The 13,560-nt window shown below is 62.8% G+C and carries 13 protein-coding genes; 8 read left to right on the top strand and 5 right to left on the bottom strand.

Annotated elements, in window-relative coordinates:
• Positions 1–83: 83 nt before the first annotated feature.
• Positions 84–1,058 carry a cobalamin-binding protein gene (locus JSS27_02090; protein ID MBS0207722.1) on the bottom strand — a complete coding sequence of 325 codons (975 nt, stop codon included), beginning with the start codon at positions 1,056–1,058 and terminating at the stop codon, positions 84–86.
• A gap of 161 nt (positions 1,059–1,219) precedes the next feature.
• On the opposite strand from JSS27_02090, the gene JSS27_02085 reads away from it, so the two are divergent.
• The 4 genes from JSS27_02085 (at position 1,220) to JSS27_02070 (ending at position 4,935) form a co-directional block, all read left to right on the top strand.
• On the top strand, positions 1,220–2,635 hold the full coding sequence (locus JSS27_02085) for an aldehyde dehydrogenase family protein (GenBank protein ID MBS0207721.1): 1,416 nt from the start codon (positions 1,220–1,222) through the stop codon (positions 2,633–2,635).
• A gap of 130 nt (positions 2,636–2,765) precedes the next feature.
• A complete protein-coding gene (locus JSS27_02080) occupies positions 2,766–3,017 on the top strand; it encodes a hypothetical protein (protein ID MBS0207720.1) in 252 nt (83 codons plus the stop codon).
• A gap of 15 nt (positions 3,018–3,032) precedes the next feature.
• Entirely contained in the window at positions 3,033–3,356 is a 324-nt protein-coding gene (locus tag JSS27_02075) for a type II toxin-antitoxin system RelE/ParE family toxin (GenBank protein MBS0207719.1), read from the top strand.
• Positions 3,357–3,495: 139 nt separating this feature from the next.
• Positions 3,496–4,935 carry an arylsulfatase gene (locus tag JSS27_02070; protein MBS0207718.1) on the top strand — a complete coding sequence of 480 codons (1,440 nt, stop codon included), beginning with the start codon at positions 3,496–3,498 and terminating at the stop codon, positions 4,933–4,935.
• Here JSS27_02070 and JSS27_02065 read toward each other — a convergent pair whose 3' ends face one another.
• On the bottom strand, positions 4,936–6,264 hold the full coding sequence (locus tag JSS27_02065) for a DUF1501 domain-containing protein (GenBank protein ID MBS0207717.1): 1,329 nt from the start codon (positions 6,262–6,264) through the stop codon (positions 4,936–4,938).
• Positions 6,265–6,489: 225 nt separating this feature from the next.
• On the bottom strand, positions 6,490–7,041 hold the full coding sequence (locus JSS27_02060; GenBank protein ID MBS0207716.1) for a hypothetical protein: 552 nt from the start codon (positions 7,039–7,041) through the stop codon (positions 6,490–6,492).
• Positions 7,042–7,422: 381 nt separating this feature from the next.
• Here JSS27_02060 and kdsA point away from each other — a divergent pair, with 381 nt between their 5' ends.
• The 4 genes from kdsA to JSS27_02040 all read left to right on the top strand — a co-directional run bounded on the left by kdsA (position 7,423) and on the right by JSS27_02040 (position 11,469).
• The gene (gene kdsA / locus JSS27_02055; GenBank protein ID MBS0207715.1) at positions 7,423–8,250 is read left to right on the top strand and encodes a 3-deoxy-8-phosphooctulonate synthase; all 828 of its coding nucleotides are present in this window, start codon (positions 7,423–7,425) and stop codon (positions 8,248–8,250) included.
• Positions 8,251–8,265: 15 nt separating this feature from the next.
• The gene (locus tag JSS27_02050) at positions 8,266–9,906 is read left to right on the top strand and encodes a hypothetical protein (GenBank protein ID MBS0207714.1); all 1,641 of its coding nucleotides are present in this window, start codon (positions 8,266–8,268) and stop codon (positions 9,904–9,906) included.
• Positions 9,907–10,113: 207 nt separating this feature from the next.
• Complete coding sequence (locus JSS27_02045; GenBank protein ID MBS0207713.1) at positions 10,114–10,641, top strand: GNAT family N-acetyltransferase; 528 nt, start codon at positions 10,114–10,116, stop codon at positions 10,639–10,641.
• Positions 10,642–10,695: 54 nt separating this feature from the next.
• A complete protein-coding gene (locus JSS27_02040) occupies positions 10,696–11,469 on the top strand; it encodes an SDR family oxidoreductase (GenBank protein MBS0207712.1) in 774 nt (257 codons plus the stop codon).
• 217 nt (positions 11,470–11,686) lie between these two features.
• Here JSS27_02040 and JSS27_02035 read toward each other — a convergent pair whose 3' ends face one another.
• Positions 11,687–12,112 (bottom strand): hypothetical protein, encoded by a 426-nt coding sequence (locus tag JSS27_02035; GenBank protein ID MBS0207711.1) that lies wholly within the window; start codon positions 12,110–12,112, stop codon positions 11,687–11,689.
• 28 nt (positions 12,113–12,140) lie between these two features.
• Positions 12,141–13,556, bottom strand: coding sequence for a PQQ-binding-like beta-propeller repeat protein (locus tag JSS27_02030; GenBank protein MBS0207710.1), 1,416 nt, complete (start codon positions 13,554–13,556; stop codon positions 12,141–12,143).
• Between the last annotated feature and the right edge of the window lie 4 nt (positions 13,557–13,560).

Raw genomic sequence — 13,560 nt, 5'->3', positions numbered from 1 at the left:
CACACGCCGATTGGGCAGGGGGAGCAAAGGGCGCTGCTTGTTAGGGAATCGTATGTGCCATCGATGAATGGGAAGTAGGGCGTTTAGGAAAACTGCTGCCACATGCCCGTCTCGCCGGTGACCTTGGCATCAAGCTTCCAGCGCTGCGGATGAAACAGCCGGGCCATCAGTTCCAGGCTGTCGACCAGTCGCGGCCCCGAGCGGTTGAACAGCGCATCGCCGTCGCAGGCAAAGACTCGCCCCGTTTGCACGGCTCGCAAATCTTGCCATCCCGGCTTGGTGCGCAGCGATTCCGCCTCGGCAAGTGTCCGTTCCAAGTTGAACCCGCAGGGCATGATCAGAATCACGTCCGGATCGTTCGTGACCAGCGACTGCCACGGCGTGTACGTGCTGTGCTGGCCGCCGACCGACAATTGCTGGCGACCGCCGGCCATCTCGATCATCTCGGGCATCCAGTTGGCCGCGATCATCAATGGCTCGATCCATTCGATGCAGCCGACCGTGGGACGCTCGCTCGCCGGCACATCGGCCGTGCGTTCGACCACCTGGGCGATGCGCTCGCGCAGCCGGGCGACGTAGTCCTTGGCGGCTTCGGCCCGATCGACGGCGCGACCGACGCGCAGAATGTCGCTCAGCACGGCTTCGAGCGAGTAAGGATTCAGCGCCACGACCGGCACGCCCGGCAGCGGCCCCTGGGGGGCGACGACTTGCAACACGTCGTCATACTTGACGGCACAGACATCGCATTGGGCCTGGGTCACGATCAGATCGGGGCGCAGCGAGGCCAGCAACTCGGTGTCGATCGAGTACAACGGTTCGCCGGCCGCGAGCATGGTCTGCACCTGGGCGTCGATCGAGGCGCTCGAAGCCGCCGCGGCGATGCTGGTCCGCGTGACGCGCGGTTTGCTCAGGCACTCGGGGGGGAAGTTGCACTCGTGACTGACGGCCACGATCTGGTCCCCCAGGCCGAGGCCATAGAGCATTTCGGTAGCGCTCGACAGCAACGAGGCAATCCGCTGCAACCGTGCTCCGGTTTTGAGTTCGCTTGCCGCGCTCATCGTCAACTCGCAGGAAATGGAACGATCCGCCTGGTCCGACTCTACTGGAATGGCCGTCTACTGGATAGTCGCTGGTTTCGCAGTCGTTGGGTTGAATTACCCATCGCCAGGCCGAACAATAGGTCAACACGCCGTGCCACCGTTCGAGGAGACCGCCAATCATGCGGATGTATTACGACAGTCGATGGGTCGACAAGGCCGAGCAGATCGAGGTCCGCAATCCGTTCGACAGCACGCTGATCGACACGGTTCCCAAGGCCGACACGGCCGACATCGATCGGGCCTTGGCTGCTTTGGTGCATGGCGCCGAGGTGATGCGCCGCACGACGGCCTATGACCGGTCCAAGATTCTGCATCGCGCGGCCGAGTTGCTGGCCAGCCGTGCCGATGCCTTTGGGCGCACGATCAGCAGCGAGGAAGGCAAGACGCTGGCCGAGGGACGGTTCGAGGTCTCGCGCGCGGCCGAGACGTTGCAGCTTTCGGCCGAAGAGGCCAAGCGGCTGGGTGGCGAGGTGCTGCCGTTGGACGGAGCGCCTGGCGGCGCTGGCAAGCTGGGGTTCACGCTCCGCGTGCCGTGCGGCGTGGTCGCGGCGATCACGCCGTTCAACTTTCCGTTGAACCTGGTTTGTCACAAGGTCGGGCCAGCGCTGGCGGCGGGAAATGCCGTGATGCTGAAGCCCGCGAGCGATACGCCGCTCACCGCGTTGAAGCTGGTCGAGTTGCTGCTCGAAGCGGGCTTGCCGGCCGAGGGGATCGCTTGCCTGGCGGGCTCGGGTAAGACGGTGGGTGACGCGATTGCGCGCGATCCGCGGGTGCGCAAGATCAGCTTCACCGGCAGCCGCGACGTTGGCGAACACCTGTGCCAGGTCGCGGGCCTGAAGCGCATCACCATGGAACTCGGCTCGAACAGCCCGTTGGTGATTTTGCCCGACGCCGATATGAAACGAGTGGCCGATGCGGTCATCGCCACCGGCTATGGCAACGCCGGCCAGGTCTGCATCTCGGCGCAGCGTGTGATCGGCGTTGGCAATGCTTACGACGCGCTGGTCGAGACGTTGCCAAGTCGTGTGAACTCGCTGGTGTTTGGTAACCAGTTGGATGAGAAAACTCAGATGGGGCCGATGATCCGCGAGGGGGATGCCGTGCGCGTCGAGCAATGGATCGGCGACGCGGTACGTGGTGGCGCCAAGGTGCTGGCTGGCGGTACGCGGCGCGAGTCACTTGTTGCGCCGACGCTGGTGGCCGACGTGGCGCCCGAGATGCGCATCAGTTGCGACGAGCTGTTCGGGCCGGCCGTGGGGCTGACCCGAGCGGCGGATGTCGAGTCGGCTATTCGATTGGCCAACGATTCACGCTATGGGCTCAGCGCTGGTGTGTTTACCCAATCGCTCGACGCGGCGCTGCGCTTTGCCCGAGAGGTCGAGTCAGGCAACATTCACATCAACTGGGGCCCTGCGTGGCGCGCCGACCTGATGCCCTACGGCGGCCTGAAGGAAAGCGGCTTCGGCAAGGAAGGGCCGAAGTACGCGATCCACGAGATGACCGAGCTGAAGACGGTGGTCATCCACGGAGTGTGAAGGCTTTTTCGCTATAATACCTCAAGGAATATTGGTCGGTGAACCAAGCCCTTGCCGTGTTTGGTCTGTAAGGCCAAGACGGTGAAACAAGCGAACGGACAAGCTATACTGACGGAGTGGAGACTTGCCAATGAGTTACCAATTCCCGCCTGACCTCGAGAAGCTTGTGCAAGACCGCATGGCCGCCGGAGGTTATGCTTCGGAGGACGAAGTTCTTCGAGACGCCTTGCGTGCGCTAGGAGCGTTCGATCACTCGGCAGCAGAGATGGACGACGAATACCGAAACACGGTAGCCGCGGTTCAAGAAGGCGCGGTCGATGCCGACAACGGGCGCGTCCGGCCGTTACGTGTTCTGATCGAAGAGCACCGCAACCAGTCTTAACAATAAGGCTGCCTCGTGCGATTCGACGTTGTTCTCACGGCACGGGCGATTCGCGATCTTGAACGCGCGCGCGATTATTTGCGGCAAGCGGCGCCCGAGGCTGCTGATCGCTGGTATGGAAACTTTCTGACGGCGCTGTTGAGGTTAGAAGTAAATCCTGAGTCGCGTTCCTTGGCACCGGAGAGCGCCGAGTTTCCGTTCGAGCTGCGCCAATTCCTGTTTCGGACGAAGAGCCGATTTGCCAATCGCGCGCTCTATCGAATCGTCGGCAAGGAAGTGCAAATCCTAGCTATCCGCCGCCCTGGTCAGCCGCTGTTCACTCGCGAAGAACTGGATTAGTCGCCCGTATCTCGGGTGAGCTTCGTACATCGATCAGTGCTTGGCCAAACACTTCTGGCCCGGATTTGACCGGCTCGACTAACGCGACGACAATAACGGCAGATGGACGGCTTCGTTTCTTCGCACGCCGAGTAGCGCCATGTTGCAGCGTTGGTTTTTAATTCTGTCAGTCGTGATGATGTCGGGATCGCTGCCGCGCCTGGCACGGACGGCCGAACTGCCCTCGCGGCCGAACATTGTATTCATCCTCACCGATGATCAGGGCTACGGCGATCTGTCTTGTCATGGCAACCCCACGCTGAAGACGCCGAACATCGATCGGTTGTACCGCGAAGGAGTCCACTTTTCCGACTTTCACGTCAGCCCGACTTGCGCACCGACACGCAGCGCCCTGTTCACCGGTCGGCACGAGTTCCGCAACGGCGTCACCCACACCATCGAAGAGCGCGAGCGGTTGACCCTGTCGGCCACGACCTTGGCCGAGGTGTTGAAGTCAGCCGGTTACACCACCGGTATCTTTGGCAAGTGGCACTTGGGAGACGAGGCCGAGTACCAGCCGAACCGGCGCGGCTTTGACGAAGTGTTCATCCACGGCGCCGGCGGCATCGGGCAAAGCTATCCGGGGAGTTGCGGCGACGCGCCGGGCAACAGCTACTTTGATCCTTACATTTTGCACAACGGCCGGTTTGAAAAGACGCACGGCTATTGCACCGACGTCTTCTTCGCCCAGGCGATGAAGTGGATCGACAGCGTCCGCGGCAAGCAGCCGTTCTTTTGTTACATCCCAACCAACGCACCGCACGGGCCGCTGGACGTGCGACCCGAGGACGAAGCCCGCTATGCCGGCAAGTCGCCCAACAAAAACGTCGCCAAGTACTTTGGTATGGTCGCCAACATCGACGACAACGTCGGCCGGCTGCTCGATCGGCTGGCCGCGTGGGACTTGGAGCGATCGACGCTGGTGATCTTCATGAATGACAATGGCGCGACCGTCGGGACCCAGGTCTACAACGCCGGCATGCGCGGCGCGAAAGGAACTCCCTGGCTCGGCGGCACGCGAGCGTCGAGCTTTTGGCGCTGGCCGGGCGCGCTACAGCCGGGGGAGTGCGACGCCTTGACGGCGCACATCGATTTTTTTCCCACGATCGCCGAACTGGCCGGCGCTTCGCTGACGGCCGAGGTGAAAGAGCAGGTCGCGGGGCGCAGCCTGGTGCCGCTGCTGAAAAACCACAACGCCGATTGGGCCGATCGTGTCCTGTTCACGCACGTCGGCCGCTGGCCGCACGGCAAGGCGGCCGAGTCGAAGTATCTGCGCTGCGGCGTGCGCGACAGCGCCTGGCACCTGGTCTGTACGACCAAGAACGGCGAGCGCGACTGGGAACTGTTCGACACCCGCAGCGACTACGGCGAGCAGATTGACGTGGCGGCGTCACACCCGGAAGTAGTGGCAAGGCTCGAAGCGGCCTACGATCGCTGGTGGGACTCGGTGCAACCGCAACTGGTCAACGAAACCGCTGTCGGTCCCGCCGAGAATCCGTTCAAGGTGCTGTTTCGCGACCAGATGGGCGCCGCGAAATAGTTAGCCCAATTCGGGCAATGGGGCATGCTCGTCGGTCAGGTATTGTGGCCGACCGGCCAGATCCTGGACGGGCGCCTGGTTGAGTTCGATTCCCAGGTGGCGATAGAGGGAAGCGAAGACTTCGCCAAAGTGGACCGGACGCTGCGCAATCGTGGCCCCCAACCGATCTGTCGCGCCGATCACTTGGCCCGTGCGGAAACCGCCACCAGCCAAGAGGGCGCAACCCACTTGCGGCCAATGGTCGCGGCCGGCGTCCTTGTTGATGATCGGCGTGCGGCCAAATTCGCCCCAGGCCACCACGGCCACGTCGCGGGCCATGCCGCGCGCGTGCAAGTCCTCGATCAAGGCCGAGAGCCCCTGATCGAATTGAGGGAGATGGGTGTCGCGCATGCCGTTGAAGTTATTGCTGTGGAAATCCCAGCGGCCAAAGTTCAAGGTGACGACGCGCACGCCGGCCTCGACCAGTCGGCGGGCCATCAAAAAGTGTTCCAGATTGCGCGGCGCGCCGTCCCCAAAGTTCTTGGAGTCTCCTTTTCCATAGCGCTCGCGAATCTGGGGCGATTCTTTCGACAGGTCGAGCGCATCAACCACGCGACTGGAAGTGAGCAGGCCGAACGCCTGTTGCGCGTACTCGTCAAAAGCGCTCATCGTGCCCGTCCGATCGGCTACACGGCGATATCGATCGAGCTTGGCAAGCAGCGTTTTGCGCTCGCGCAGCCGATCAACCGTGATGCCTTGCAACACCAGATCGTCCATTGTTTCGCCAAACGGCCGGAAGGCGGCATGGGCGGGCCCCAAGAACCCCGGCAATCCCGGCGATCCATAGGGCGGATGCCCCGCCTTGGGCGCCAAGCCCGCAAATGGCGGCACCGACGGGTCGGTGGGCCCCAACAATCGCGACACCACCGAGCCGATTGCCGGCCAGCCGCCGGGGGGCTGGCGCAGCTTGGAGCGGCCAGTGTAGCAAATGAACGAATCGTGGTCGCCGCTCGGCGAGCCGTGCATCGAGCGAATGGGCACCAGCTTGTCCATCATGCCGGCCAGCCGTGGCAAGTGCTCGCAAATGCGAATGCCAGGCACGTTGGTGTCGATCGGCTCGAACTCGCCACGGATTTCGCTCGGCGCGTTGGGCTTGAGATCAAACGTGTCTTGGTGAGACGGCGCGCCGGCCATGTAGACCATGATGATCGCTTTCGCGGAGCGACCGATCCCGGCCTGGGCCTCGCCGCGCAGTAGATCCGAAAGCGTCAGTCCGCCCAGACCTAAAGCGCCAAGCTTGAGAACATCGCGACGGGTGATTGGTCCGCGACAGCGGCTCGGTTGATTCATCGAATCACCAAATCCGAGGTAAAAGGGTTTCGGCGGGGGCGCGATTGACTCGTCGATGCGCGACGCGGGGGGCCGGCGGCAGGTAGGATCGACTGGTCCAGTGTCGCACAGACGGAAGAAAAGATCAACACTTGTTGATCGGTGCGATCGCAGGGCCGTTAAGCTGGCTGCGGAGAGTCCCGTTGGAACAGGGCACGACCCGTGAAGTGGCTAGCCTAGCGCATTTTAGAGTCGCGGGGATTCGTCCGCCGCTTGGGTCATGGTGCGCGGCGGCGCTTGGGGGCCGTAGTCGAGCGTCAATTCCGTGATCAACAGCGCGTGCGTCAGGTCGGTGCCCACCACGTTTTCGATCTGCGCCATCAGCAGCCGCTTCACTTCGCCGAGCTTAGTGTCCTCGAAGTCGGCGCCGCGCAGATTGCGGAGCGTCTCTTCCAGTTGCTGACGCAGGCGGAACTGGTGGAACGACAACTGCCGGCGGGCCATCTCATTACGCGGATCGTTCAACTCGACGTGCAATTGGAACCGCGCCCGCTTCAGCCCTTGCACGTGCGGCGCGGCTACGTACTCGAACTGCCCCAGCGACACCTCGGGAGACATCGCCTTGGGGGGCGCCAGGTGCGTTTGCAGATACCAATAGCCGATGGCGTGGGCGCCCAGCGACACGCTTAGCAGCGAGCCGATCCAATGCTGACGCAGCCAACCGCCGGCCCCGACGAGTCGGGTTTTCCAATTCGTGGCTGGCTTGGCCGCTGCTTCGGTTTTGGCTTCTTTGGACATCGGGTCACCTAGAACGCTGAGCTTTGAAAATGGCGAGCGCGGCACGTTGGGCCGTCGTAGTTCACTCGCCGATCTACCACCGCGCCTTACTATTCAAAGCTAGCACGCTCGGGAAAACACGGTGTTTTCGCACCCCGGTCGAGCGAACGATTTGCGGGCGCCCTGGTGTTTTGACGCGCGGCCTGCACAGTAAACGTCTCGTTTGCGAGCCGATTCTGCCGGTTGTGACGATTATCAACTCACACGCGGACAGTTATATTCACAGCTTGGGCTCGATCGGCCGCGCGGCGGTACGGGCCACTGGCAAACTCGACCCCCAGGAAAAAGTGGCGCAAGGCTGCGCCGCGGGTCGATGGCAGGACTTCTCGAAAGGCGTGTGCGGTGCCCGACAATCCGGTTCAGATTGGTTCTTACCGTTGCGGTCGTGGGCAGCCGCTCTTGGTCATCGCTGGACCGTGCGTGATCGAATCGCTTGAGCTGACACTGTCGATTGCTGGACGACTGCGCGAGTTGGCCGACACACTCGGCGTACAGTTGGTCTTCAAAGCTTCATTCGACAAGGCGAATCGTACCAGCGGCGCCGCTTTCCGCGGCGCGGGGCTCGACGGGGGCCTTGAAGTCTTGCAACGCGTGAAAGAAAAAACGGGCCTCCCCGTTACGACCGACATTCACGAATCACACCAGGCAGCCCCGGTGGCCGAAGTCTGCGACGTGCTGCAAATTCCGGCCTTCCTGGCGCGGCAGTCCGACTTGCTGGTCGCCGCTGCCAAGACCGGCCGCGTGGTCCACGTGAAGAAGGGGCAGTTCATGGCCCCCTGGGACATGCGCCACGTGGTCGACAAGCTGGCCGGCGCTGGTTGCTCGCGCGTGATGCTGTGCGAGCGAGGAACTTTCTTTGGCTATGGCCGGCTGGTCAACGACTTTCGCAGCATCAGCCAAATGCAAACTCACGGCGTGCCGGTGATCTTCGACGCCACGCATAGCGTGCAAGAGCCGGGGGGCCTGGGGGCGGCCACCGGCGGTAATCGAGCCTTTGTCGAGCCGCTGGCCCGGGCGGCCGTGGCCGTCGGCGTCGATGGCTTGTTCTTCGAGACCCATCCCGAGCCCGATCGCTCGCCCAGCGACGGTCCCAACATGGTCCCGCTGGCGGACTTTCCCGGGGTGTTGCAGCGGATACTTAAATTGCGCGCCGCGGTCGAAGCCTTGTGATTGGCGAATAGCGAAATGAACGACGACACGCTTCAGGACGACGCAGGCGCATCGCTCGCCGAACCGGCCAAGGTCGCGGCCCGGCGCGCGCCCACGGCCCAAGCCGTGTCGCTCGCCTGGCGCGGCAGCGCCTGGTACGAGTTGGCCGCGGTGATCGCCTTGTTGCTGGCGGCGTTGTTTCTGGGTTGCGACTCGAACGGCTACGAGACTCGTCACCGGACGCTAAACGAGGAAATTTCCGAAGAGTTGTTCAACAACGCATTCCAGTTGCTGAACGTGCTCGACGACTTCGAGACCGATGACGCCACGCAGCAAGTCGTCGACCGGCTCAATCAATGGCTCCTCGCCCAGCCGGCGACCAAGGATTGGCAAGTCGATCCGCTGGTCGACAGCTTGCCCAAGGCTTGGCGTGAGTCGGGGCCGATGCAAGGGCTGAACAATCAGACCTTCGCCAACGAAGACGGCCTGGTGCTGCAAGAGGCCGTTTGGCTGCGCGAGGCGGCACGTCATGCCGTCGATCGCGAGACGGAACCGGTGGCCCGGGCCGAACGCTTGTTCGATTGGACTATCCGTAACATTGCACTGCTGGAGAATCGCAGCGGCGAAACGACCAAGTTCGATTCGGTCCCTTGGCGAACAATGCTCCTCGGACGCGGCACGGCTGAAGAACGGGCCTGGGTGTTCACCCTGTTGGCTCGGCAACAGCAACTCGACGTCGTCGTGCTGTCGATCGGCGATCCGCAAGAGCTGACAAAGCTGCGTGTGTGGACGGCAGCGCTCGCCCACGAAGGGGAACTCTATTTATTCGATCCGCGGCTGGGGCTGCCCATCCGCCCTCGCGACGGCCGCGGCGTGATGACGCTGGCCCAACTGCGCGCCGATCGCGAGCGATTGTCGGCGCTTGGCATCGAGGGTGAGGCCTATCCACTGGCGCCGGCCGACTTGGATCACGTCGTCGCGCTGATTGAAGCGACGCCTCTCTATTTGTCCAGCAGGGCGCGGATTGTCGAACAGCGTTTGGCCGGCGCTCAACGGCTGGAACTGACCGTGGCCCCTAGCGTCATCGCTAAGCAGTTGCCGCAAAGCGCAGGCTTGATTGGCGTGCAGCTTTGGACGCGGCCACTCGCGGCGCGGCGGGCCTTGGCCCAGGTCGAGCGAGCGGCCGCATCGGCCGAGCTGACGCCGTTTCGCGAGGTGCCGGGCAAGCCCCTCTGGCACGGACGGATTCGCCACTTGTTGGGCCGATACACCGGCGAGCGCGGCGCGATCCATTACTACATCGAATGTCGCATCGCCGAGGAAGACCTGGCCGCCGCCACCCAGTCCCAGCAATTACCCCCTGACAAGCTCGCGATGTATCGCCGGATGAAAGAACAGGCCAGCTACTGGCTGGGGCTGATCTCGTGGGAGCGGGACAATTTCGACTCGGCGATCGACTATCTGCTGACCCGCACGTTGATCGCGACGCCGAAAGGCCCTTGGACGAGCGCGGCCCATTACAACTTGGGCCGGGTCTACGAGACGCAAGGAAACAACGTCGAGGCGGCCAAGCAGTTTCGCGCCGCCACCGGGCCACAACACCTGGGCAATCTGCTGCGAGCCCAGGCCCTGGGGGTCGCTCCCGCTGTACAGCCGACCGCGGCGCCGGGGCAGTGATCGGCCTCCTCGCGACCGGCGTCCGTTCGAGTTTTTCGCGGTTATGTTTCCCGCCGGTTAGCCCCGCGCCAATTGCGTACCCGATTGATCGCGTTACGATAGTAACGCGCGCCGGTTGCGATGGCTTGCCCGATCGCGCAACAATAGAAGCGTCGATCGTTACGAGGCCCGGCGTGTCGCCGGCATGGCATTGGTTCCGAGGCCCGCTTGGCTAGCGCTGAACGAATTGTTTATCGCGATCTCCGCTCCAGCGATTCGGTGGCCGAAATCACCGAGCTGCTGCACGAAGCCTACCGGCCGCACGCGGCCCAGGGGTTGCGCTACCAAGCTTCGTACCAGGACGAAGCGACCACGCGCAATCGGCTGGACGAAGGCGAATCGGTCGTCGCTGAACTGCACGGCAAGATCGTCGGCACGGTCACGCTCTATGCGCCGTGCGCCGATTCGATCTGCGAAACCTATCGCCGGCCGGGCATCTATAAGTTCGGCCAATTCGCTGTGCAGCCTTCGTTGCAGCGGCGGGGGATCGGGCTGCGGATGATCAAGCTGATGGAGCAGCGGGCGCGAAAGTGCCAGGCCACGCATCTGGCCCTCGACACCGCTGAGCAGGCGACGCATCTGATCGCCTGGTACGCGCGGCTTGGTTTCCAGCCGGTCGACAAAGTTTGTTGGCCCGAGACGAACTATCAGAGCGTCGTGCTGATGAAAACGCTCGACGAGCCGGCCAAGTCATAAACGGGCGCGGCTCACAAATTACCCAACTCACGCATCGCATAAGGAATCTGCCACATGTTGCCAGGGATCAAGCAGTTCGATCTGACGGGCCGGGTCGCGATCGTCACCGGCGGGTCCAAGGGACTCGGCCGAGCGATGGCCGAAGGTTTGGCTTCGGCCGGGGCGAACCTGCTGTTGATCAGCCGGCATGAACAGGAAGCCGTTGCCACGGCCGAGCAGATTGCCAAGGACTACGGCCGTCGCGCGCTGGGCATGGCGGCTGACGTGACCAAGCCCAACGAGGTCAAGGAAGTGGCCGACAGGGCGATCAAGGAGTTCGGCCAGATCGACATTCTGATCAACAACGCCGGCATCAACATCCGCGGATCGATCGATGAACTGACGCTTGAGCAATTCCTGGAGGTGCAAAACGTCAACGTGACCGGCCTGTGGCTGATGGCTCGGGCCGTGGTCCCCCACATGAAGCAGCGCAACTACGGGCGGATCGTCAATCTGTCAAGCACGCTTGGCGTGGTCGGGCTGGCCAATCGCACGCCATACAACGCCAGCAAAGGAGCCGTCTCAATTATGACCCGCGGGCTGGGGCTGGAGCTCGCGCCGTTCAAGATCACCTGCAACGCGATTTGCCCGGGGCCGTTCCTGACGCCGATGAACGAGCCGATCGCCAACAACGAAGACGCGCTCAAGAACATCGTCGGCGCAACCGCGCTGAAACGCTGGGGCCGCATGGAAGAGATTCAAGGGGCGGCCATTTTCCTGGCCAGCGACGCGGCCAGCTACGTGACCGGCAGCCTGCTAACCGTCGACGGCGGCTGGACGGCACATTAGAACAGCTCTTAAGAGACCGTAGCGGGGGGTGGACCAGGTGCTTGCACCTGGGTGGCCGAAGGCCACAAGAAACCTCGAGCGCCGTCCCTCACGGGTGGCGAGTTTCCATATGGGTTGCGCGTGCCCATCGAGTTTCTTGTTGCTACGCAACACCGGTTGACGAGCAACTGGTGCTACCCGATTCTGATTGCCGCTTTCGGCAAAGCTCAATCGCCCCTCATGGCTTGTCGCCGCCGTAGACCACCATGCCGCGCTCGACCATGCGCAGCCTGATTTTCGCGATGTTCAGTTCCTCTTCGATCTCCTGCCAGTCCTGAATCTTGTCTTGCAAGCGATACCACTCGAATTGTTCCTTCCCCTCGCGGAAGCTCTTGTCGGAAATGGCCCCTTTCTCGAAGGCCCTTTCCAGTTGTGCGAACGTGGCGTTGACGTTGTCCCACTTCAGCCCTTCCTGTTCGGCGATCACCTTGGCGTTAAGCAGGCGTATCTCGTACAGCCGGACGTAGGCCTGGGCTTCTTCGACGCGCAGACTCAGCTCGCTGGTCGCCGCCGCGGGCTTGTCGGGCGGAAAAGCCACCGACGCCGACGCCGCCAGAAACAGCGCCGCACCAACCACCAACAACAGCCCCGATTTGGTCTTCATGATTTTCCTCGCTGCGGAACTCAGCTAGTTACTTCTTCACAAAGCAATACATCGCCTTTTCGGAACGGACGTAAATGCGACCGTCGCTGATCACCGGCGTGGCGACGATTCGCTCGAACAATTCGCGCATGTCGCCGGGCTGCCAATGTCCGTCCGCCTCGAGTATCGTGACCACGCCCGGGTCGCTGGCCAGGTATACCTTGCCGTCGCCGGCCACCGGCGAAGCGTAGTACGAGCCAGTGCCGCGCAACCGGCCTTGCTTCAACAGCTTGCCGGTCTGTAGATCGAGCGTCGACAGAATACCCCCGTCCTTCACCAGGTAGACCACGCCCCGATAAACCAGCGGGCTGGCCACGTACGGCAGTCCCTTCTCATAGGTCCAAGCCACCTCGGGCACCAACGTACCCTCGGATGTTTGCTTCAAGCGAATCGCCTGCAGCACGTTGCGGGCCCGTTCAAACACGCTGGCGTACCTTTCCCACTCCTGCTGGTCAAGCCCCTGGTCCTGGTTCAAATCGATGCGAAAGAACCGATCAAGCACGTCGGGGTTGGTGACCTCTTCGCGCGCCAGCTTCTGGTCGCCGTTCTTATCGAACTGTTTGACCGTCGCGTCCCACGGCTCCATCGCGATCCGCGATTCCTTGTCGCCGCCAGGACTCCATGTTGCCACCAGCAGCAAGTCATCAGCCGCCACCGGCGTGGTATTGACGATCCGCGCGAAACCGTCGAGCGACCAGAGCGGCCGTCCCGAGTCGACGGCGTAGCTGGTCACTTGCAGCGCGCCGGCCACGATCAGTTGCTCGCGACCAGCGACGTTCCAGACGATGGGCGTGGCGTAGCTGCGCGTGAAGCCTTCGCGCGGCGTTTGCCAAATGGTCTTGCCATCGGCGCAGTTGATGGCGATCAGAAAGCTGTTCAGGTCGTGATCTTCGTTCAAGACCAGCTTGCCGTCGATCAACAGCGGCGAACTGGACGAGCCGAATTCATCCTGGAACGGGCCCATCGGCTTGGACCAGAGCAGCTTGCCCGACAAGTCATAGCAGAGCAGGCCATAGCTGCCAAAGAAGACATAGATCCGCTGGCCGTCGCTGGCGGCCGTGGCCGCGGCGGGGCTGCTGGTCTTGTGGAACTCTTCGATCTTTGCGGCTGGTGCCGACTGACGCCAGCGCTCGGCGCCGCTGGCCCGATCGAACGCCACGGTAGCCAACTTGTCATTCTCGAACGTGGTCACCACGATCAGATCGCCCGCCACGCACGGCGTCGAGTGCCCCGGCGCCACCGGCACGCGCCATTCGAGTTCCCCTTCGGAAAGCGTGTCAGGCAGCGGCTGCGAATCGTTGGCCGCCAGGCCCCGATCGGCGCGGAAGTAGGAGAGGTTCTCGGCGGACTGGAGATTTGACGCCACGATTGTGAATAGTGCTGCGGCAAAGGCGGTCATACGCATAGAC

The organism is Planctomycetota bacterium, from assembly GCA_018242585.1.
GTDB lineage: Bacteria > Planctomycetota > Planctomycetia > Pirellulales > PNKZ01 > JAFEBQ01.
Note: the sequence above shows the minus strand (reverse complement) of the source record. Positions and strands in the feature narration are given on the sequence as shown.